The sequence below is a fragment of the Kistimonas asteriae genome, from assembly GCF_018263925.1.
Taxonomy (GTDB): domain Bacteria; phylum Pseudomonadota; class Gammaproteobacteria; order Pseudomonadales; family Endozoicomonadaceae; genus Kistimonas; species Kistimonas asteriae.
This window is the reverse complement of sequence record NZ_JAEVHF010000026.1, coordinates 36,788-59,111: the sequence shown is the minus strand read 5'-3', so window position 1 is coordinate 59,111 and position 22,324 is coordinate 36,788. Positions and strand designations below refer to the sequence as shown.

The window sequence follows — 22,324 nt, the reverse complement described above, 5'->3', positions numbered from 1 at the left end:
AATCTAACTGATGCTTAAGGCATCAAATCTGGCTCATCAGTTCGCAAGAACTACCTATCATTCGTAATGAATTAACAAGTGGTGCTTACTCATGATGAAAATCTTTGGTTATTTCCGAAGAAATAACTTTTCTCATCCGAGAAAGCGCCCACACGAATTGCTTGATAATTTGTTAAAGAACAGCTCGTTGAAGATGTCCAGGCTGCGTTCCGGAGAACCTTACCCGCTTCAGCGAGGCCGCCATTCTACAGTGGCGGACTTCAGTGTCAAGCGCTTGTTTCGTCCGATGAACCGGAGAGCGAAGCTCGTTGACAGGCGGCGCATTCTACAGCGTTTGCTTTCGCTGTCAACCCCCGCTCAGTGCGGTGGTTAGAAGAATGCATCGCAGACAACGGAGGCGAATTATATAGAGACATCTGGAGATATCAATAGGCAACTTGCATCATTTATCGCTCAGCGCAGACAAGCCTTCCCTTAAACAAAAAGACCTGTCCCTTGACTACTTTCTTACATGAATCACTTAGGCGATTCCAAGAAACACCGGTATCAACAACGGAGCCGATAAACTCAGGATAAAGCCACTGGCAACAGCAACCGGGACACAGTGAACACCACCCGTTCTTTCAATAACTGGCAATGTGTAATCCATTGAGGTCGCACCACCATATCCAATGGCCATGGGTGCATTACGGCGAATGACAAACGGTATCAATAAAAGTGCCACCAGCTCCCGGGATAAATCGACCAGAAACGCAACGCTGCCATACACCGGACCCAGTTGGTCACCGATCATAATGCCACTGAGTGAGTACCAGCCAAAACCAGACGACAATGCCAGTGAAACATTGACCGGCACACCGGCTATCCAACCGGCCAACAACCCACCAAGCAATGCAGTAATCACCACCGTTGCCGCGATCCGTATACCGGTTTTGTTCAGCAGCACATCTTTTATGGCGATATCACTGCTACGCAGCTGGACACCGATCAGGAGAAGCATCAGGTAAAGCAGCCCATTAGCCAGACTATCGAGCAATGCAAAAGGCTTGTTCACTAAAATGCCAACGACCATGCCCACGACAACGATACCGGCAAACATCAATGATTCGAGCGCCATGCCCAGTAATGATGGACGCCCGCCCACTGCCTCACCGGTAATCATCCGAATGGTAGGCAGCAACCCCACCAGGTTTGCCAGCGTGATACAGACCAGAAACAGCAAGGCCATTTCCAGCGCCAACATGAGATTCTCTGCCATATTCTCAAGGGTTCCCAGTCCGTACCCCATGAGAAACAAAATACCCAGCGTAATGGCAAGCAAGGATTGGCTAATCCGCTTCAGTGCCGACGGTTGACGTACTCTTATTCCATAACCGGCAAACAAGGCGACAAAGAACAACGCAGTCCCGAAGCTCATGACATCTCACCCAGAGTAATGGTTGCATCAGCCCTATAAACGACAATGAATTAGTAGCCGGCAGCTTTATTAATAATATGTCGCTTAATTATCGGTATTTGGGAAGTTTGTCCAGAGAAGAATGTCGAAAATGCGATTTGGAGCGGGTAGCGGGAATCGAACCCGCCTCACGAGCTTGGGAAGCTCGGGTAATAACCACTATACGATACCCGCGAGCAGAGACTCTATTCTATCGATCTGCACTGAAACGGACAACTGACGAAAATCAACTCAAACGACTACTGACGCTCAGCATCACTTAAAGTCTTGTGCTGCTCTTGGTGTTTAAGGTAAGTGATGATCTGATCCAACTCCTTACTGCCGAGATCTTCATTATCTGGCATTTTCGAATACCGGAAATCAGACGGCTTGTGGATATAGGCTTTCAAGAACGCATCATCCCGGTAAGAGACAATGCCTTTCGGCATCAGCAGATCTGGCCCGAGCCAACCTCCCTGCCTATCCATTGCATGACAGGTAAGGCATCGCTGCCGAAACAACTTAAACCCCTGCCAGACATCAGATGTTTCTCGCACTTTCTGTGGAAAAACCGCCGGATAACGATTCTGAAAACGAAGCAGAACAATTTTTATAATCTGGTTTGGCCAAGGGTAACCTGTTGTAAAACGTTGGTGATCCCCGGTCCAGATCAGGTAATAGGGACTGAAATCGATATGTTTCTCACCAAACGGTTCAAAACCGGATGCGCGATCGGCATCCCGGAAAGCCAGCCATGCTTCGGGTTTTTCCTCAATTTGCTCCAGCCCCAGGACGGGCTGATAGCCATCCAGCGCGACAAAGGCCACATCCGAGAATTCTGGCGCTCGCCAGCGTTCTGCAAAACCACGCATCATCACATCACTGAGTCGGAAAGCTTCATATTTTTTGGTCTTATTAAAGTAGGGGTCATACAAATCGACGATCTGGCTCTTCAGTCCGGAACCGGGCGCCGTGAGGTCAACACTTGCCACCTCGTCCTGCTCAACGAAGAACTGAACAACGCTACCTTCGCTCACCTGTGGATACTGTCCCCAGAGCATAATCAGCAATACAAACCACATAAAATGCTTCACTAACAAACCCTGCGTCCGGTAACGTTCTCTAGTATTGCAAAAAAATCTTATAACTGTGGCAAAACATTTGCTGTGGCAGCCGTAGGAGGATTACAGATAATCTGAAGAATCTCACAAGCCCTAGAATGCCATGCAGGAGGGTTTGAAAGTTCTATTTCATATTGGCGTATTTTGCCGACTGCTTTTTTCAAGCTATTAATTTGGTCGGCGTTAGCAGGATATTGAAGTGCTCCAATGACTCTTCCTTTAAACACACCATAAGAGGGTTCGTCACAAGACAAGTGCACTTCACGAACATGTATTGTAAAACTTGCTTTATTAGCAGATGAAAATTCACAACATACACATTTATTCATCGTTGACCTCCAAGATCACACTTCAATTTAATAGAAAATAGTGAGGCTGATGAACCATAAAATGACTTTCATTCTAAAGTGCAAAATTTACGGATAACGCGTCTAATTCAGCCATGCCGTTTAATGGACAGTGGTTCAATCAGAAAGTTCAGAATAGTCTCCCTCCCAATGATCCGACCTCATAACTAGCTGTGAGCTTATTCTCACAATAAACAGATCCATCGAATAAATACGACGGGCATAACGGCTGACCCAAAAAGCACCTGACTCTTTTTGAAAATCAGCCAGCTCCGTCTATTGCCTATTCCAACGCCTCGACATCCACAATAACCGGATTATTGACACCGGAATCCAGTTCCAGCGGAATCTGGCTGGCATTGATATAAGCCAGCCTGCCCTCTTCCATTACCCTGACGGAGAGGCTATACCGATGATTATCCTTTACCAGCGAGGGCGCATAGGGCACCACGAACGATATGGGTGACGGTTCAGCCTGATCCAGACGCATTTCATTCATGCCAATGGTGAATGACCAGACATCCTGCTGGCTGACATCCTCGATCGAAACCATCACGACCGCCTTTTCCGGCAACTTACCGGTTTCAGAAATGATCCTCCCACTGACCAGCCGACTCTCAGCCTCAAACGTCAATGATTTGTCACCGGACTCATTCACCAGAACCAGAGTATTCTCATCCTGTTCAAGACGTGTCACCTGTTCCAGCTCAGACAGAAAAGTCTGCTCCTGTTTCATCACTGGATCCGGACACGCCATCAGGGTCGAGGCCAATCGACCGATTTCAACACTTTGTTGGTCGAGTGTGTACGTGCCAAAGTAACGATTACAGGAAGCATCCCCGAAAATGCGTCCCTGTCCGTTTTCCGGCGACTCTAACCTCAAGGTGACGCGGGAATTATCCACAGGTGCCTGGCCATTCATTGTAACCAACACCCAGTCATGTTCATAAAGCGTTGTGGTTTCTGTCATTGCTGCATTTTGAAAAGTACTGCATGCCGTCAATAGCAGGCTTGCCATTACCAGACACTTTCTCTTCACGTTTCCAAACTCCATAGAAAGAAATGGTTAGCAGAGTAGTCCATTACCGGTGGGCTTAAACATCCTTTAAGCCCATGGCGTATTTCATCACCTGCTTTTGCCCTGGCGTGAACCGTCCGGCAACCGTTAAGCCAATATTACGCAACACCTTGAGCGGCGCATGATCATTGCTGAAGGTATAGTAAAAAGCATCCATGACCCACTGCATCTTACGGTTGGCCGGCCGACGAATACGCTCGTACTCTTTCAAGACAGCCAGACTGCCGAAAGGTTCGTGCTTTTTATAAGCATTGGTCAGAAATTCCACCAACGTCGCAGCATCCTGAAAACCCAAATTGACGCCCTGACCTGCCAGCGGGTTAATGGTATGGGCGGCATCCCCCACCAGAGCCACACCGGGTTTTACATAATGTCGGGCATGTCGCTTGGTCAGCGGGAAGCTGCCTCTTTCCAGCAGCCGGCGGATAACCGGTAATTCGGCCGGATAGGTCTGCACCATTTCGTTCAGGAAATCCTCATCAGAGAGCGCCCTCAAACGCTGCACCTGTTCCGGCAGGTTATACCAGACCATAGACGCATAACTGCGGCCATCAATATCCGGCAGTGGCAGTAGCGCCAAAGGCCCCGTGGATGTGAATGCCTGCCAAGTGATATCCAGCTGGCCAGGTTCGATTTCGACCGTAGCCACCAGCGCCTGCTGTTCATAATCTTCACTGTGCAGCCCGATACCCGCCAACTGTCGTACTTGCGACTGCGCGCCATCGGCACCAACCACCAGCGGTGCTTCAAATATGCCTCCGTCTTTCAACGTCAATGTGGCTTTATCCGCTGCCCAGCGGATGTGCTCGATTGAAGCAGGACAATACAGATCCACTGACTCAACCCCGGCCAGCACCTGATGAATCGCCAGCTGCGTCACACGATTTTCAACAATGAAACCGAGCTGATCGACAGATAGATCGCGACAGTCAAACAGGGTCTGATTGGGTCTCTGTTGTAGCTCTTTGCCTGTCAGTGGTTCGCGCAGTTTTTCCCAGACAGCCATACGCCGGTAGGGACACATACGCATAGCTTTCATCAGCGACCAGGCACCGATATCACGCAGAAAATGTTCTGTCGCCGGACTCAAGGCAGATACACGCAGATCGGGGGATTGCTCAGGAGAAAAGGCGGAAGGCAGGGCATGATCAAACAGCGCCACCTTGATTCCCTGCTGTCCCAGCGCACAGCCTACAGCAGCGCCCACCATGCCGGCACCCACCACAAGCACGTCATACCGCCTTGTCATGTTGTCTCCTGAACTTACGTTTGCTTAAGGCGACTCTGCCTGTAATCCATGAATCTGACAAGCCTGCCTCAGGCCTGCTTAAAGGGTTGCCTCGAGATATCGAAAATGATCAACACCTAATGCATTCAGCACTGTATCAGTCAGTTGTTTTTGACTAACAGCCGCAGGGTGTTCAACCAAAACAATCTCACTGATACGACGGCGCGTATTCAAACTGCCAAAACGCAATTGGGACAGGGCAGAAATAATGGCAGTCAGGCTGGGATTAAACGCTGCGTTTTCAGCATAGCGACCGACAAATACAGCATCATCATCGGTTCGTAGTGCGACGCCGGCATAACCACCGCTATAAGGTGCATAGCTCGCGCAAGCTGCCTGACAGGCTGCCACAGCCAATGGATCACCCTCATCTACCTGCAACGATTGCGATGCGTCATCCATCAATAACGTTGTCACCCCCAGATTTTTTGGGCCAAACGCGGACGGCAGCAGCTGGGTCAACTGACAGTGTTCAACGGCTTGGCTATCCGTCATATCCCCAATCATGATATCCAGGGATTCCGCCGTGCTGGTTTCAAACATGAACTGCCGACAATGACCACAGGGTGCCGCATTGACCGCCAGTCGATCCAAGCCTTTTTCGCCGTTCAGCCAGGCATTGTTGATGACCGCCTGCTCAGCATGCAGCGTCACTGCCATGCTGCCACCGGCCAGTTCCATGTTGGCGCCCAAATAGACATTTCCCGATAGACCACGGGCAACCGCCCCCACATAAAACGACGACACCGGCGCCCAGGCGCAGGCTGCCGCCAGTGGCATCAAACGAACCAGCAGGTCATTTGGCGCACTATCCAACTTATTCGTTAAGGCATCTACCTGGTCTGGAAATACCACCCCTGCCTGACTGAAGACGATATCTTTCAGGAGGGAGTGGCTGTCAGCGGGGAATTGATCAAAAACATCAGCGCGGAAACAACTGGAAAACATGGGCTTCACTTCATACCGGTGACAGGCAGGTCATCTCGCAACCTGCCATGGCGGGACAGTGTAATACCGGGGCGTCAACGATACCAGAAACGGTGCCGCCCTCCTCACGGATCAGCGTATAGGATCGGGACACACCATGAGTATTGATGGCCACTCATCCATTACATCGCCTTTTTCATGATTTTGCTCTCCTTGCGTATTAACATGACTCAATGGGATATACGGGACTCCACACCCAAGGGATTTCTATCTTTCCGGTCAGCAGTGCCATACCGCAGAACCTCTGAAAATCCCCTCGTAAACATACCGTTATAAAGGCTTATCTATGGACGAATTGACCCAGGCTCAGCAGGAAGAATTAACAGGCAACCTGCTGTCCCTGCGTGATGACCTGCGGCAACAGCTTGATCGTACCAGCGAATCCGCCCAGACCGTCACACTGGACCAGCAGGCCTTCGGACGGGTTTCCCGGATTGACGCCATTCAGCAGCAAAGTATGGCCCAAGCCAGTAAAGTACAAAGTGAACAACAGTTACGGCAGGTGCTCCGGGCGCTGGCAGATGTGGACAGTGGCGACTATGGTTTCTGCCGCAGCTGCGATAACCCGATTGGCTACGACAGGCTGAAAATCCGGCCGGAAACGCCACTCTGTCTGACCTGTCAAACCAAAGCGGAACAGGCCTGAGCAGGCTATTTACTTATTTGGGTAATCCCTGTCGCGCTCTACAATGTGGGCAGAATGCACGCCCCGGCGCCGCATAATGGACGTGCCGAATGAACAACCATGAGATTTGACCAGACCCGTGTCACCTATTGTCATTTTTGATTCCGGGGTCGGAGGGCTCAGCATATTTGATGAGGTTCGCCAGCAATTACCCTGGCTGCCCATTGTGTACTGCTCCGATAACGCCGGCTTTCCCTATGGCCCGAAAAGTGAGGCCGACGTCGAGACGCGTGTCAGCGAGTGTCTCCGTCGCCTGCTGGATACCTATCAGCCCCAGCTGATGGTGATTGCCTGTAATACTGCCAGCACTGTTGCCCTTCCACGTGTTCGTCAGGAACTCCCGGTGCCCGTTGTCGGTGTTGTACCTGCCATTAAAACCGCAGCCAGTCTGTCACAGAATCGCTGCATTGGTCTGCTGGCCACACCCGGCACGGTGAATCGGCCCTATACAGACCAACTGATCCGGGAATTTGCCAGTGATTGCGACGTTGTTCGGGTTGGTTCATCAGAACTGGTTTATCTGGCAGAACAGCAGTTACGCGGCCAGCCTGTCAGTCAGGTTCATCTTGCAAAAGTCCTGTCGCCTTTTGTGCACCGGCCGCTCACGCCAGATTACATCGTGCTGGGCTGCACCCATTTTCCGCTGATGAAAGCGGCATTATCTACCTGTGCACCGGATGTGCAGTGGGTTGATTCTGGCCAAGCCATCGCGCGGCGTGTCAGCAACTTGATCCAGAAGCCTGGTTCAGCATCAGGCAATGCATCGCATATTGCCGTATTCACACAAGCATGCGACACCATCGAAGCACTGGCGCCGGCACTCTACTCACGGGATATTAGCGATATACAGTTGTTGCCATAAAGCCCTGTAAAAAAAATGGTCTCTCCCGTCAGGCACATTTTCTTGCAAACCTGTTCTTAAGAGCCTGTCGCCCGCCGGGAGAGTATTTCATTGGAAACATTAAACCAGTGTAAGTTCCCCTACACGCTGTACGACTATAGTCAGCACTGCTGACTATAGGGTTACTGCCGAGTAACTGTCTGGGTATAAGCCAGCTGCCATTCTCCAGTATTAGGATCAACGGTATAGGCTTCCCCGGTAAACTGATCCCCTTCAATCTGGATTCTGAAAAAACCCAGAGTATCAGCCGCCTGCCACCAGACCGTATTCCTGTCTTTTACTAACAATGGATGCGTCTTGCCTCCCGCACCGGATACAATGAATCCCGTCTTGCCGCAGGTTTCAACCGGCGTTAACCATTGCAGGTTGTGATCATGTCCGGAGAAATAAACATCCACCTGATCACACAGTGTGTCCTCCATCAGCAAGGACCAATCCTTACCCGAACCGGTTACGCCATCGTACTCACCGGCATTACCATGCTTGCCGTTGGACACATAGGGATGGTGAGCAAACGCAATTTTCCATGACGCATGAGAACCTGCCAGCATTTGTCCCAGCCATGCTTTTTGCTCAGCCAGATACGTTTCGCGCCAAGGGAAAAGATCCCAGTGCATTTTTCCACCACCTATCGGGTTTGAATCCAGGGCAAAAAAATCGATCGCCGGATTATCAGAGGCAACTGGGGCTGCAAAGTGATAATAGCGTGCCGGCAGATACCACTTTTCACTCAAACGGTCTCCCCGGTAATGATAATCGACCTGGAATCTTCCCTTGAAATCATCCAACCCATTTAGCGGAAAGCGAGGGGAATCATCATGATTTCCCAGCGTCATATAGAATGTAAAATCCAGTTTGGCATAAGGGTTTTCGAACTTGCTTTCAAAAACTTCATCACGGCTGCTTTCAACACCTGATGGATAAATGTTATCGCCTAACCCGATGGCAAAATCGCACGTTTTCCTGTCACAGACATCTGCGATAGCGCGAGCAACAGCGTATTGATTGGCATTTCCTGTACCCATATCACCCACTGCAATAAAGCTGACAGCCTCCGACAATGCATAAACAGATATCTGCGTAAAATACAGCAACAGAAATAAAAACATGCGTTTCACGAAACAGCTCTCCCATCAACAGGACTATAAATGTTGCAGCCTTTTATTGGATAACTAACCACAGCGCTTTTTTATATAGCAGAAGAAAGCCGACGGGCCGCCCCAGTCAACCTTTATCATTTCCTGGTTAGAACAAAGGGGAACATGAAAGTTCCCCCTTTTAACATAGTGCTGATTTTGAGACTTAAACTTTCACTTAATGTTTGCGGATAGTGTTGCTATACGCCAACTCCCACTGGCCTGATTCCGCATTCACCACGTAGGCTTCCCCGGTAAACTGGTTACCTTCAATCTGGATTCTGAAAAAGCCCAGCGAATCGCCAACCTGCCACCAGGCAGGGTTACGGTCAGGGTTGGTCAGGCTTCGTGTTTTCCCGCCAGCACCCGATACGATGAAGAACGTTTTACCGCAGTCACTGTTAGGTTTTAACCATTGCAGATCATGATCATGGCCGGTGATCAGCACATCCACTTTGTCACAAACTGTTTCCTTGATCAGCTTTTGCCAGTCCTTGCCCGACCCTGCCAGACCGTCATAAAAACCGGCATTGCCATGACGGCCGTTAGAGCGGAGTGGATGATGAGCAAACGCGATTTTCCAAGGTGCATTGGCATTCGATAAGGTACTTTTTATCCAGTCCTTATGCTTTGCTGTATAGGGTTTGCGCCAATACTGATAATCCCAGTCAAGACCACCGGCAATCGGGTTGGAATCCAGCGCAAGAAAGTCGACCAGTGGCTCTTCACTCTCCAATGGCGCTGTAAAGTGATAGTAACGGTTAGGCATACGCCATTTGTCACTGCCGCGATCATCCCGATAATGATAAGCAACCTGATACTCGCCCTTGAAATTATCCAGTCCGCCACCGCTGGCAAAGTGAGAGTTATCATGATTGCCTAACGACATGAAAAAGGGGAAAGCCAATCCTGCATAAGGCTGCTCAAATTTACTCTGGAAACTGTCGTCACGACTGCTGTCGACACCCGCCTCGTAAATATTATCGCCAAGACCGATGGCAAAATCGCAGGCTTTTTGCTGGCAAAGATTTTCTATGGCATTGGCAACCTTATACTGTTTGTCACTACCAGTTCCCATATCACCGATCGCAATGAAACTGACACTTTCTGCCATGGCGCCGGTCGCCACCAAGCTGGTTGCAAGAAAGAGTTGTCTAATCCGGTTCATATCCCTGATTCCTGTTTTTTTTTCGTTATTATCTGGAGCCTTTATGACACAGGAATGTCGAAACAATGACAAGTGAAACCAGTAACTTCCTCCCTTCTTACCAATAGGATTTAGTAAGATTAACTTGCAAACATGTACCCAATAAAAACTAAATACCCATTAAATGATGCTTCATCCAGCAATACCTTTGTATGTATAACAGGATTCATCAACAGTAAGCTTTATTAAGTATTTGGTTAGTGATTTCTTGAGGACAAAGAATAGACTTAATTTTTCTACATTGTTGTATGAGCTCAAAGCTAATGTTTCCAATATCATCGCCGTCTACCACCGTCAGCCAGACAGGTAACCGTGGAATAGTGCATCAAGCATCAACATCAACTGAACATTCTTCACACCTAAGCAGTCTACCTGCACATCAACCACTACTCTCACCGGTACGTACAGCGACATCCACAACAGGTACACCCTATTTAGGCTGTCTTTCTCCACTACAAGACCTGAGTGAAATCCCACTATTCGCAGATGATGATGTCCAGTTTATCGGCACAGAACATTTGAGTTTAGGTCCAGCATATGTTCAGACTGATAGCATAAAAATAGAACCTGGTACTATACCCCACACAACAATGACGCCTGGAATACCAACCAGCCCAATAATAAATCCACCCAGTTTTATGGACATAACCCAATATGCAGAATCGGGACTAGCAGATCCACATCAGCAAGCAGCAACATTACTACCTCAGCTATCACCTCAATTTTTTGCTGCCTCAGTATCACAGCAAAGGAAACTCATACCGATTCTTCCTGCAATTAAGCAAGAACCGAATCCTGAAGAACAGCCATCATGTAGCTCAACATTTCCTCCGGTATCTCATGCTCCATTTTCAGTTGTCTCCGAACAAACATGGGTAGCGGTCAAGGAAGAGGCAAAAACAAGTCCTTCATATGAAGAACAGCAATGCCATTATGTCGCATCTACTGATAGCGATGAGGAATCCGGCAGTGATGAGGAGACCGAAATAACCCACATGAAAACATTGTCGGTGCCTGATGAACTCAATCCTCAAAAAACAGCTGATTTAGGCAATTTATTATCAAAAATGGAATTAGAGTGTGGCGATTTAAAAGATACATTTGAAAAATATTTCAAGTCATTACCAACTATAGAACGAGCCAAAGATCAGTTTGCACAAATCGCAACAACAATAGGAAGCACGACTCAAAGGAAACGCTACCTTAAGTTAGCAAGTCAAAGAATCAGAAAATATAAGAATAAGATATCTGCACAAGAATCTAGACAAAAGAAAAAAAACCATCTTGAATCGCTAGAAAAGAAAGTAAGAAATTATGAACATCGACTGAATAGAATTTCTAACATAACAGCCAACCTAAAAGTGGTACTACAAAGAACAGCTATACCTCAGCGAGCGACTGAACTGTTTCAAGAGATACAAAAACTATCCAGCTTATAAAAATACCTGATTACTATCATGCTTGATATCTGCTCAACAGTTTCCATGCATTGTTAAAAACGTCCGTCAAAATAGATAATCGTAGATAGTAATCAAGAAATAAAATCATAGATAATCCAATTATTTTTCCATAGATACTTAGCCATCAACATCACTCGATTAACCGCATTGTCCTAAAAAGCTTTTTTCAGTAACGTGCCACAACGTTGATAGCCAAATTTTTCCAGACGGGCGACCGTCTTTTTCTCATCTACTTCAGTGGTTACTGAGCAATAGGTATACCGACAGCCATTCTCTTTGGCCCACTGCTCATACACCGTAAACAACTGCCCGGCAATCCCCTGGCAACGGTAGGCCGGATGAACAAAAAAACCATTTTCAAACGCAACCCGGTCATCCGAAAACTGGCTGATGTGGTTATATTGCGCCAGGAATCCCGCGACAAGGTTACCTTCCACTTCCACCACCCAACCGGCATAGGCTGGATCTGTCAGGTGGAGTTCAAAAAACTGTTTTACCCGTTGCTCACTAAACGACAAATTACGATATTCTGACTCCCGATGCATAATGGTCGACAGCGCCAGAAACGCCTTAAAATCTTTGTCTTCCAGAGAGCGAATGACAACATCGTCAACGGGTTGCTGCTTCAATACAGTATTCATGACAACCTCCTGATGTTATTGCAGATAACAAGACGACCGTGATAATCAATTAAAAAGATCATCCCAAGAAAATATTGGCTATCTGAATTGAAAGTGTTTATCTGTCTTCACAACACTATCAATTCAGATAGCTTGAGGATTACAACGGTAAATAGTCATATTGTGTGAAATATCTTATCTCGTACTCGTTCAAAGATTTCACTCAATATCATACTCACCAGATTTTACTGCAGTGATAAAGTGCTGCCATTCACCCTTATCAAAAATCAGGGTTTCTTTGCTGTCATCTTTGGTATCACGGATACCAACCAGACCACCTTCCTTGTCTACCGCAACGGCAACGCAATATCCAACAGTACCGCCACCACAGGCTTTGACAAAATTATTGTCATTGGCAAAGAACATACTCATGATAGTTACCTCTTTAATCGATACTTAATGATGTTCCTTTTCCGAGACTTTCTGTTGTCTGTTTTCCCTTCCGACAGTTTGAGATTAGATGAGCCTGAAACACTTTGTGTTAATGAAAGGTAAATTGTGCGGAAAGAAAGTGTAATGATGAAAAACAGATTTTTAATTGTACTTTGTCGTTTATATGAAAACAGGAAAGCGGCTGTATTGTCATAAGAACAGGGCATCCATGCCCTGATATCCTTCCATGGAAGGGGTATCCCTCCCCCCAGCTTCCTCCCTGGAACCGAAACGTTTTTATGTACGCTTAAGCTGACCACTCACCGTGGATGCCATTATCAACACCGTCATCCATGGCATGTATTCATCCCTGAATATCCTTCCCCCGTCCTTAGTCTGAGTGTTACAGGGTTCATGCCAACTTCATGCTTTCCCAGCCATGACAGGCTCTCCAGCAGACAAGACGCTTTTTCGGATAGCGCTACTCCGAGTAGTGGGCAGGACTTTAAAACGATCGTGCGATACTAAGCGAAACAGGTCGTAACGCTTTATTGCCTGACCAACGTCATGACACGTCACGAATTTTTCTAAACATGCCTTTTTGCCTGCATGCGCTATTCAGTAAGCTGAACAATCCGCTGTAGTTATATGCGGACTTAATGGGAAACAATGCAGCCCGCATTTCTGTATGGGATTCTGTTGAAGGTAACGACTATGGATATCTATAACCTGCTGACCAGCCAGAACATCACATTTCAACGTGTTGACCACACACCCGTTTACACCTGTGAAGAGGCCAACCGTGTAACACCTGGCCTGCCCGGTGCCAGAACCAAGAACCTCTTCGTCAAGGACCGTAAGGGTAAACGACACTTCCTCATCGTTGTCGCTGATCACAAAGCTACTGACCTTAATCGGTTGGGAGAGGTTTTGAATATCGGAAAACTTCAGCTGGCCTCTTCAGAACGTCTTCAAAAGTATCTGGGCCTGGAGCCCGGCGCAGTGACATTGCTCGGTATAGTGAATGATCCAGACAGGCATGTGACCGTTGTTATTGATGAAGATGTCTGGCAGCAGGATGCGATTCAGTGTCATCCCCTGGTCAACACCAGCACCCTGGTGATCAGCAAGGCCGGCGTTGAACAGTTCCTTCAAAGTACCGGACATACATTGCACATTACCAAAATACCGGAGCGGGAACTGGCAGCATCATAATGGTATGGCTTTGGCAGTGTAGTGTCCTGTATGGCATAGCGGTAAGCTAATCTCATTAGCAAGGAAAGCAGCAATCACTGCTTACATACTGTAGCTCTGCACCGGAAGCCTGTTATGCGTCATGGAATAGACTGGGGACGCCGTATCTCGTTTACATTGTTCATTGGAGCCTTGGTATCAGCCCCTTTTTTTATACCAGGGCCCAGCGGCAAACCACTGGCAACCCTTGATGATATCCTTCCCGATGCGAATACACTCACCTCACTGCTGAATGAAGGCAAACGCATCTCCAACAAGCTTGAGGCTTATATACCGGACAGCACTGATGCAGCCCAAAAGGAAACAGTTAACGGATGGCAGGATGCCAACGGTGTCTGGCACTTTTCAGATACCGTCCCAACGGAAGATCCCAACGTGAAAACACGTAAAATTCACATCGATACCAGCCACATAACACCGCTGCCTGACATGCCTGAACTGGTAAAAAGGGAAAATACCGCTGAAAAGGACGACGATGTTCTGTTGCCTAACCGTGCAAACCCAAAAGATATGATCAACGAGGCACAGAAAGCACGCGACCAGATGAATGAGCGCCACTCAAACCAGAAAAAGATTCTGGATAGTCTCTGAGTGGCGGCTGATAGAGATGCTATAGAAGACGAGCGTCGTAATAAGCCATCTCTGACACTTTATGATACTCCGTGACCTGTTCGGTAAAGCGCTTGAACGACTCATAAATAGCCTTCGACTGATCGTTAGTCGCCGCCACTTCCTGAGTAACCTGCTCCGCCACGTCCTGGAGGCTCTTCAATACATCATCCGGCAATTTCAGCACCTGCACACCGTGGTCATTGATCAGCTGATTCAGAGCCATGTTGTTACGTGCCGTATATTCATCCAGCATGGATTGATGCGCTGCCTGAGTTGCCGTTTGCACAATGGCTTTCAGGTCTGCCGGCAGCTCTTTCCAGGCATCCAGATTAACCGTGAATTCCAGGGTTGAACCTGGCTCATGCCAGCCTGGGTAGTAGTAGTACTTCGCTGCTTTGTAGAGACCAAACGCCATATCGTTATAAGGGCCAACCCATTCTGTGGCGTCAATACGACCCGTCTGCAGTGCAGTGAAAAGTTCACCACCGGGCACATTGACCGGTGACCCGCCCAGACGCTTCAGCACCTCACCACCTAGACCGGGAATACGCATATTCAGGCCTTTCAGATCTTCCAGCGACTCGATCTTGCGATTGAACCAGCCCGCCATCTGAACACCTGTGCTGCCACCCGCGAACGGCTTCAGGTTGAAAGGTTCATAGAGCTTTTCCCACAACTCCATGCCGCCGCCATAGTGCAGCCAGCTGCTCATTTCCTGGGCATTCAGACCAAAAGGTACAGCCGTGAAAAACTGAGTCGCGGGTTCCTTTCCTTTCCAGTAGTAAGCACCACTGTGGCTCATTTCTGCGGTTCCGGTACGAACCGCATCAAAGACTTCCAGCGCTGGCACCAGTTCACCCGCACCGTAGACTTTAATCTCAAGACGGCCGTCGCTCATCTGGTTGACCATCTCGGCAAAACGCTCCGGTGCTGTTCCCAGCCCTGGAAAGTTTTTCGGCCAGGATGTCACCAGTTTCCAACGGTACTTTTTCTTTTCGACGGTACCCTGTCCGGCAGCCTGCGGCGCCGGGGCATTGTCATTACACCCCGCCAGCATCGCACCGGCGGCGCCTACACCCAGAGCAGTCAGCATCTGACGGCGTTTCATACATATCCCCCTGTGTTGGTATCCAACTTTCTTATTATCAACAGCCCTGCTTTACCCCAATAACGCGGTAAAGCAGGCTGGTATTACCGGTAAGCCATGCTTACTTCGAGCCCATACTAGCGACAGAAGCCGTTATTTCACAAGGGCATCAGTTTGGCATAAGCAACCATTAGCCACTTACTGCCTTCGTCATCAAAGTTAATCTGTACCCGTGCCTGGCCGCCCTGCCCTTCAAAATTCAGCACCGTACCATCACCAAACACTTCGTGTGCAACCCGCTGACCAAGATGCAGGCCGGTATCCGGCACTTCCGCATTGATGGTGGCGCCGCCAGCGGTAACGGGTCGGCTGATAGTGGCATTCAGGCGGACTTCTTCCATCAGCTCACCCGGAATTTCCCGCAGGAAACGTGATGGACGGTTGTAATTTTCCTGTCCGTGGAGACGCCGACTTTCCGCATAGGTTAGATACAGTTTTTCCATTGCGCGGGTAATGCCAACATAACAAAGACGACGTTCTTCGTCTAAACCGCCCGAGTCATCCATGGACATCTTGTGTGGGAACAGACCATCTTCCATGCCACACATGAAGACCAGCGGAAACTCCAAACCTTTGGCAGAATGCAGTGTCATCATCTGCACACTGTCGGCAAATTGATCGGCCTGGGTTTCACCCGCTTCCAGCGCGGCATGGGCCAGGAACGCGTCCAGCGGCGACAGGTTCTGCTGCATCTCTTCATCGAAGACGTCTTCCGGATCAAACTCCTTACAGGCTGACACCAGTTCCTCAAGGTTCTCAATACGGGCGCGACCTTTTTCACCTTTTTCTTTCTGGTGATGCTCGATCAAACCCGAGACGTTGATGATGTGATCCGCCAATTCCGACAGAGGGAGATCATTGGCAGAAGATGACAACCCTTCCACCAGCTCAATAAAGGAAGACACCGCATTCGCTGCCCGTGCCGTCAGTCCATTACTCTTGACCATTTCACGGGCTGCGCGCCACATGGACACACCACCGCTCCGGGCAACATCCCGAATCTGTTGAACAGTTTTTTCACCAATACCGCGCGCCGGGACATTAATCACCCGTTCCAGTGACGGATCATCATCCTGGTTGCTGGCCAGTCGCAGATACGCCAGCGCATTCTTGATCTCAGCACGCTCGAAGAACCGCTGTCCGCCATAAATACGGTAAGGAATACCACTGCGCAGCATGGATTCCTCAAGCACCCGGGACTGTGCGTTGGAGCGGTAGAGAATAGCGATGTCGCTACGCGCCATGCCACTATTCGCCGCGTCCTGAATACGATCGGCAATGAAACGGGCTTCATCCACCTCATTGAATCCCGCATAAACCTGGATGGGGTCACCGGCATTCCCTTCGGTCCAAAGCTCCTTACCCAAACGGTCCGGATTATTAGCGATCAGGGTATTCGCCGCTTTCAGGATGGTACCGGTTGAACGGTAATTCTGTTCCAGGCGGATGGTCAGAGCCTTGGGGAAATCACGGGTAAACTGACGGATATTCTCGATACGCGCGCCACGCCAGCCATAAATTGACTGGTCATCGTCGCCTACTGCCATCAGGTTACCTTTATCACCGGCAAGCATACGCAGCCAGGCATACTGCACGGCGTTGGTATCCTGAAACTCGTCGACCATGATCTGCTGGAAACGTTCCCGGTAATGGGCCAGCAGTTGTGGATGCTCCAGCCAGAGTTCGTGGGAACGCAGCAATAATTCCGCAAAATCGACAACACCCAAAAGACGACAGTTCTCTTCATAGGCGGTGTAGACCTGGTGCATATTTTTCTCAAACAGGTCATAACCCGGTTCAATATGCTGCGGCCGCAGACCTTCGTCTTTCTTGCCGTTGATATACCATTGGGCCTGACGCGGCGGCCATTTAGATTCATCCATGCCCAGTGCACGCATCAGCCGCTTGATGATCCGCAACTGGTCATCGCTATCCAGAATCTGGAAGTTTTCCGGCAAGCCTGCTTCTTTCCAGTGTGCGCGTAACAGGCGATGCGCCAAACCATGGAATGTACCAACCCACATGCCACGGACAGGCATTTCCAGCATCTGCTCAATACGCCCCCGCATCTCGGCCGCCGCTTTATTGGTAAAGGTCACCGCCATGATGGACCAGGGCGACACCCCTTCCGTCTGGATCAACCAGGCAATGCGGTGAACCAGCACCCGTGTCTTGCCGCTGCCCGCACCGGCGAGAATCAGACTGGAACCCAAGGGCTGAGCTACCGCTTCGCGCTGGGCATCATTGAGAGAGTCGAGAATTGCAGTGACATCCATTATTGCAGCCGGAAGGAAATTGAAAACCTCAAGTGTAACCGAGAGCCATGGCCCCCATAAACCGGGAATTCGGGAAACTGTCCTCTCCAAGGGATCGGGACGTTGCTTCATCACACCCGGCAATTTCGCGCACCATTACCAGACTGTCCGGTATGACGGGTAAATCTGTGTGATCAGCGTCGTATCTCGAACGTAAATATTGGCCTGTGTGTTGCAGCCACACTACGGATTGCGATTTAATAATCAGGCAAACAAAAGATGCACCATCGTACATTAACGAATAATGTTTCCTTTCAGTACGATGGACCGGGAAGATTACTGAATGTCATTACCCACCTTTCCGACAACGTTTGCACCCTTGGCATGGAAGCACCCTGACAAAAACAACAACGACGGCACGACCGGCACCGATCCCGGGAAAGGAACGATACCGGCTACGCCCAGACGCAAATGCTGAGATCATGCAGGAACACAACCTGTTATCCACGCCCCAGATAACGCATGACCGACAGGCGAAGCTGTCCTATTCCTGGCTTAATGCACGCATCAGCACCGAACAGCTGAAACTGCTGCACCAGGGATCACTGCGTATGATCATCATCCTGGGCATCAGTCTGTCTGGTGTCATTCTGCTGCTGTGGAATTCAATCAATACCAGTCTGGTGTTACCGATTGCAGCCTGGCTCGCAACACTCGGATTATTGCGTCAGGCGCTGGCATCAGGTTTCCTGCGGGAAGCGCAGGATACAAAACAGGATGGTCATCAGAAGTGGCTACTTTACTTCTGCATGAGTACATCCCTGAGCGGGGCCTCCTTTGCGGCAGCGATCCTCCTGTTAATGCCGTTTTCCACCTTTATGGATCTCGCCGCAACACAGCTTTTGCTGACAATAGCGTTGCTATCAAGCGCCGTACTGTTTTCCTGCTACCTGCCTGCTTTTATCTGTTTCAGCCTGCCAAGTCTCTTGCCCGTGTCGCTTGCCCTGTGGATGAATCCGGTACCCCAGACTGATATCTGGGCCTTTATCCAGGTTATTCTGTTAGGCGTTGTCTTGTATTGCGCACTTTATGCACACCGTTTTTCCATCAAATCATTGGAACGACGCTTTCGTAACCAGGCGCTCAGTGATTTATTGTCCGATGAAAACCGCAAAGTCAGGGATACCCAGAAAGAACTGGAGGAAACCCATGCGGGACTTGAGCAGATGGTTACCGAACGGACCCGGGAACTCTCGGAAACCACAGAAGCGTTAAAAAACAGTGAACATCGCCTCAGCCAGGCCCTGGACGCCAGTCGTCTGGGCTTCTGGGACTGGGACATGGAAAACGAACAGATCTACCACAGCCATTTCAAGGAACTGTTTGGCTATGACACAGAAAAACTCAGTGGTTTCAAAGGCCACCTGGAACCTTTAATCCATACGGCTGATGCGCCCCGTGTCCGCAAAGCGATCATTGCCCACCTGCGACATAAATCCGATCAGTACCGGGCCCGTTACCGGATACTGCATGCCAATGGCTCCTGGGTCTGGGTAGAAGACAGCGGCCAGGTCGTTGAATGGAACGACAAAGGACGCGCAAGCCGCATGCTGGGTACACGCCGGGATATCTCACTGGAAATGGAACATGAACGACAGACCCGCCTGGCCCTCACCCTGTTTCAGAGCACCAGCGAAGCGATCTTTGTCCTGAATGCCCGCTTCCGCTTTGTCGCCATCAACAAGGCGTTCAAGGAACTGACCGGATACAGTAACGACGACATCATCAATAAAACCATTGCTGATTTTCAGGCAGATGCCGGTAACGAAGAACTCTACAACCAGATCGGCAGTTCGCTGATTGAACAGGGTCGTTATGAAGGCGAATTGATTGAACGACGGAAGGATGGCGATACCTATCCAATCTGGATACAGATCAGTTCAGTTCGCGATCAAAGTGGCCGGATTACACATTACGTCGGCCTGTTCCGTGACCTGACCGAATACAAACAGACGGAAGAACGTCTGACCTATCTGGCCAATTATGATCCACTGACGGGTCTGGCTAATCGAAACCGGTTTCGTGAACGTCTGTATGAAGCCATCGCCTATGCCGATGCCAAGCAACAGTCCTTTGCACTGATCACCATTGACTTGGACCGTTTCAAACAGATCAACGAAAGTCTTGGCCACGAGGTGGGTGATGACCTGTTGCAGCAGGTGTCACGTCGCCTGATGCAACATACCTCACACGCACACAGTGTGGCGCGTCTGGCGGCAGATGAGTTCAGCCTCATCATTGATAATAACCCGAGTCAGAAAGCGATCTCCGCCTTGGGTGAAACCATTGTCCAGGCGGTTTCCATGCCATACCGAATTAACGACCATGAGCTCATCATCGGCGCCAGTATCGGTGTCACGCTGTTTCCGGATAACGCCCGCGAATTACAGACGCTGATCAGCCAGGCCGATATGGCCATGGCACAGGCCAAATACCTCGGCGGCAATAATTTGCAGTTTTATAACAGGAACCTGCAATCTGCCTCCAAAGAACGAATCGCACTGGAAACCAGCCTGCGCAAGGCGATCTGCAATGGTGAACTGGAAACCTATTATCAGCCTAAAATGACGCTGGCTGGCGATACCATCACCAAAGCGGAAGCGCTGGTCCGATGGAATCATCCGGAAGAAGGGCTGATAACGCCGGGACGGTTTATCAGCATTGCCGAGGAAAGCAGCCTGATTAACGACATTGGTGAGTTTGTCATGCGTCAGGCCTGCCAGCAGGCCAGAACCTGGCTGGACCAGGGTTGTGAGATCCGGGTTTCCGTCAACCTCTCAGTCAGCCAGTTGCGTCAGACGCAGCTGATTGAGCTGATCCGCACCGTTCTTGACGAAACCCATCTGCCACCGCATCTTCTGGAGCTGGAACTTACCGAAAGCCTGATCATGGACGATATTGAGCGAACCATTGAGACCCTGCATGCCATCCGGCAACTGGGTGTGACGATCAGTATTGATGATTTCGGCACCGGCTATTCATCACTCAGCTACCTGAAGCGCTTCCCGGTTGATGCCCTTAAAATCGATCGCTCTTTTATCAGCAGCCTGGATACCAGCGAGGATGATTCCGCCATTACCCGCGCCATTATCGCCATGGCACATAGCCTGGACCTGAAGGTAGTCGCTGAGGGCGTTGAGAAATCATCACATCTTCAGTTCCTGCGCGACAATGCCTGCGATGAAGTCCAGGGGTATTTCATCAGCAAGCCTCTGCCCGCGACGGAATTCAGCCAGTTTCTCGCCCGTCGCGCCTGAACAAAACCCGGTCAAGGCTAACTGCTTTCACAGACCGTGTTCATGCGGTTCATGTAAGTAGTCCAGTCCTGATCCAGGTAGTCTTCCAGTTCCCTGACCCGCTTGCGGGCGGAGTCCAGCAGGTTCGCCGGAGCGCGGGGATAACGGGGCTTCTGACGGTCATCATCAATATGGTGTTTGCGCAACCCCATGCTGATATGGCAGTCACCAATAAAGCGCCCATTCAACTGATTGCGGTCATCCACTTCCATACAACCAGCCAGTACAACATCCAGGTAGGAACGGGTAATCTTTTTGTTCATATGGTCATACCCATTGCCCAGGTAATTCCCCCCATCAGAAATATCATGCTTAAGCGCTACATACATGTAGACTTCTACCTCATCGGAGTGCTCAAAAAACCAACGACTATCCTGTGGGTTATAAAGCTCAACGGCACTGAGCGGTAAACGGATACGCCGATAGTGACGATGGCCTTCACGGGCATCAAAACGCCAGAGGTCGTGTGGATTCACACGGTACGCCAACCCGTTAACAAATCGCCCTGACTTCTCTTCAGCGGCCAGCATGCGCATATCGTACTGTTCCAGCCAGAGGTTCCAGCTACGCTCATAACCATTGATCCGTACCGGGATCAGTGTCTGATCCGCCACATCCGGTGCTGTCACCGTGCGGGTCAGGGACAGCATCAGACTGCCATAACCAACAATAAAAACGGACTTACCCTCCGGAGAAGCCATCGCACTGGTTGTGAGCAGGGAAAACAAAATCACTATCGCAAAAATGTTGTTTAACATCCTTCCATCCTTGTCATCAGTCTTAAAAATTAAAAAAACAGAAAATGAAGGAAGGCTGCCTGGACCATAACAGTCATTACCTGACAGATAGCATGGGCAAAAAACGACTTATTCGTTGAAAGTAGAAATGACACTACAGGCTTACCGATTGTGTACGCAGCCATTGTGCATCAGATTCATGCCATTAGCTCTGATCAGCAACCAAGGCCGCACATTTGATACCCTGTAGTGAAAGAACCATTTTG

At 49.5% G+C, this 22,324-nt stretch carries 20 protein-coding genes and 1 tRNA gene; 6 read left to right on the top strand and 15 right to left on the bottom strand.

Features of this window, described 5'->3' with window-relative positions; translation table 11 throughout:
* Positions 1 to 520: 520 nt before the first annotated feature.
* From KHS78_RS21000 to KHS78_RS20965, 8 genes are all read right to left on the bottom strand, one after another.
* The gene (locus tag KHS78_RS21000) at positions 521 to 1,417 is read right to left on the bottom strand and encodes a LysO family transporter (protein WP_211830935.1); all 897 of its coding nucleotides are present in this window, start codon (positions 1,415 to 1,417) and stop codon (positions 521 to 523) included.
* A gap of 138 nt (positions 1,418 to 1,555) precedes the next feature.
* Positions 1,556 to 1,630: transfer RNA gene (locus KHS78_RS20995), tRNA-Gly, on the bottom strand.
* A gap of 65 nt (positions 1,631 to 1,695) precedes the next feature.
* Positions 1,696 to 2,517 (bottom strand): c-type cytochrome, encoded by an 822-nt coding sequence (locus KHS78_RS20990; protein WP_211830933.1) that lies wholly within the window; start codon positions 2,515 to 2,517, stop codon positions 1,696 to 1,698.
* Between the two features lie 59 nt (positions 2,518 to 2,576).
* On the bottom strand, positions 2,577 to 2,885 hold the full coding sequence (locus KHS78_RS20985) for a hypothetical protein (RefSeq protein ID WP_211830931.1): 309 nt from the start codon (positions 2,883 to 2,885) through the stop codon (positions 2,577 to 2,579).
* 301 nt (positions 2,886 to 3,186) lie between these two features.
* Entirely contained in the window at positions 3,187 to 3,942 is a 756-nt protein-coding gene (locus KHS78_RS20980) for an META domain-containing protein (protein WP_211830929.1), read from the bottom strand.
* 55 nt (positions 3,943 to 3,997) lie between these two features.
* Positions 3,998 to 5,230, bottom strand: coding sequence for an FAD-dependent monooxygenase (locus tag KHS78_RS20975; protein WP_211830927.1), 1,233 nt, complete (start codon positions 5,228 to 5,230; stop codon positions 3,998 to 4,000).
* Between the two features lie 78 nt (positions 5,231 to 5,308).
* Positions 5,309 to 6,217 (bottom strand): cytidine deaminase, encoded by a 909-nt coding sequence (cdd, locus tag KHS78_RS20970; RefSeq protein WP_211830925.1) that lies wholly within the window; start codon positions 6,215 to 6,217, stop codon positions 5,309 to 5,311.
* A 10-nt stretch (positions 6,218 to 6,227) separates the two neighbouring features.
* Positions 6,228 to 6,371 (bottom strand): hypothetical protein, encoded by a 144-nt coding sequence (locus tag KHS78_RS20965; protein WP_211830923.1) that lies wholly within the window; start codon positions 6,369 to 6,371, stop codon positions 6,228 to 6,230.
* A gap of 171 nt (positions 6,372 to 6,542) precedes the next feature.
* On the opposite strand from KHS78_RS20965, the gene KHS78_RS20960 reads away from it, so the two are divergent.
* Both KHS78_RS20960 and murI read left to right on the top strand, forming a co-directional pair.
* Entirely contained in the window at positions 6,543 to 6,902 is a 360-nt protein-coding gene (locus KHS78_RS20960) for a TraR/DksA family transcriptional regulator (protein WP_211830921.1), read from the top strand.
* Between the two features lie 118 nt (positions 6,903 to 7,020).
* Positions 7,021 to 7,803 (top strand): glutamate racemase, encoded by a 783-nt coding sequence (murI, locus tag KHS78_RS20955; protein ID WP_343216952.1) that lies wholly within the window; start codon positions 7,021 to 7,023, stop codon positions 7,801 to 7,803.
* Between the two features lie 161 nt (positions 7,804 to 7,964).
* Here murI and KHS78_RS20950 read toward each other — a convergent pair whose 3' ends face one another.
* Together KHS78_RS20950 and KHS78_RS20945 are read right to left on the bottom strand one after the other, a co-directional pair.
* Positions 7,965 to 8,951 carry a metallophosphoesterase gene (locus tag KHS78_RS20950; protein ID WP_246506744.1) on the bottom strand — a complete coding sequence of 329 codons (987 nt, stop codon included), beginning with the start codon at positions 8,949 to 8,951 and terminating at the stop codon, positions 7,965 to 7,967.
* Positions 8,952 to 9,156: 205 nt separating this feature from the next.
* A complete protein-coding gene (locus KHS78_RS20945) occupies positions 9,157 to 10,146 on the bottom strand; it encodes a metallophosphoesterase (protein ID WP_211830915.1) in 990 nt (329 codons plus the stop codon).
* A 359-nt stretch (positions 10,147 to 10,505) separates the two neighbouring features.
* Between KHS78_RS20945 and KHS78_RS20940 the strand changes: the two genes are divergently transcribed.
* Positions 10,506 to 11,624 (top strand): bZIP transcription factor, encoded by a 1,119-nt coding sequence (locus KHS78_RS20940; protein WP_211830913.1) that lies wholly within the window; start codon positions 10,506 to 10,508, stop codon positions 11,622 to 11,624.
* Between the two features lie 173 nt (positions 11,625 to 11,797).
* On the opposite strand, the gene KHS78_RS20935 is transcribed toward KHS78_RS20940, so the two are convergent.
* Together KHS78_RS20935 and KHS78_RS20930 are read right to left on the bottom strand one after the other, a co-directional pair.
* Positions 11,798 to 12,286 carry a GNAT family N-acetyltransferase gene (locus KHS78_RS20935; protein WP_211830911.1) on the bottom strand — a complete coding sequence of 163 codons (489 nt, stop codon included), beginning with the start codon at positions 12,284 to 12,286 and terminating at the stop codon, positions 11,798 to 11,800.
* Positions 12,287 to 12,484: 198 nt separating this feature from the next.
* On the bottom strand, positions 12,485 to 12,697 hold the full coding sequence (locus tag KHS78_RS20930; protein ID WP_211830909.1) for a DUF397 domain-containing protein: 213 nt from the start codon (positions 12,695 to 12,697) through the stop codon (positions 12,485 to 12,487).
* Positions 12,698 to 13,366: 669 nt separating this feature from the next.
* On the opposite strand from KHS78_RS20930, the gene KHS78_RS20925 reads away from it, so the two are divergent.
* Positions 13,367 to 13,912 carry a prolyl-tRNA synthetase associated domain-containing protein gene (locus tag KHS78_RS20925; RefSeq protein WP_246506742.1) on the top strand — a complete coding sequence of 182 codons (546 nt, stop codon included), beginning with the start codon at positions 13,367 to 13,369 and terminating at the stop codon, positions 13,910 to 13,912.
* A gap of 114 nt (positions 13,913 to 14,026) precedes the next feature.
* The gene (locus KHS78_RS20920) at positions 14,027 to 14,542 is read left to right on the top strand and encodes a hypothetical protein (protein ID WP_211830907.1); all 516 of its coding nucleotides are present in this window, start codon (positions 14,027 to 14,029) and stop codon (positions 14,540 to 14,542) included.
* Between the two features lie 19 nt (positions 14,543 to 14,561).
* Here the strand turns inward: KHS78_RS20920 and KHS78_RS20915 are convergent, their stop codons facing one another.
* A complete protein-coding gene (locus tag KHS78_RS20915) occupies positions 14,562 to 15,671 on the bottom strand; it encodes a TRAP transporter substrate-binding protein (RefSeq protein WP_211830905.1) in 1,110 nt (369 codons plus the stop codon).
* Positions 15,672 to 15,808: 137 nt separating this feature from the next.
* On the bottom strand, positions 15,809 to 17,986 hold the full coding sequence (gene uvrD / locus KHS78_RS20910) for a DNA helicase II (RefSeq protein ID WP_211830903.1): 2,178 nt from the start codon (positions 17,984 to 17,986) through the stop codon (positions 15,809 to 15,811).
* 461 nt (positions 17,987 to 18,447) lie between these two features.
* Here uvrD and KHS78_RS20905 point away from each other — a divergent pair, with 461 nt between their 5' ends.
* Positions 18,448 to 21,282 (top strand): EAL domain-containing protein, encoded by a 2,835-nt coding sequence (locus KHS78_RS20905; RefSeq protein ID WP_211830901.1) that lies wholly within the window; start codon positions 18,448 to 18,450, stop codon positions 21,280 to 21,282.
* 17 nt (positions 21,283 to 21,299) lie between these two features.
* Here the strand turns inward: KHS78_RS20905 and KHS78_RS20900 are convergent, their stop codons facing one another.
* Positions 21,300 to 22,079, bottom strand: coding sequence for a gamma-glutamylcyclotransferase family protein (locus KHS78_RS20900; protein ID WP_211830899.1), 780 nt, complete (start codon positions 22,077 to 22,079; stop codon positions 21,300 to 21,302).
* Positions 22,080 to 22,324 lie beyond the last annotated feature (245 nt).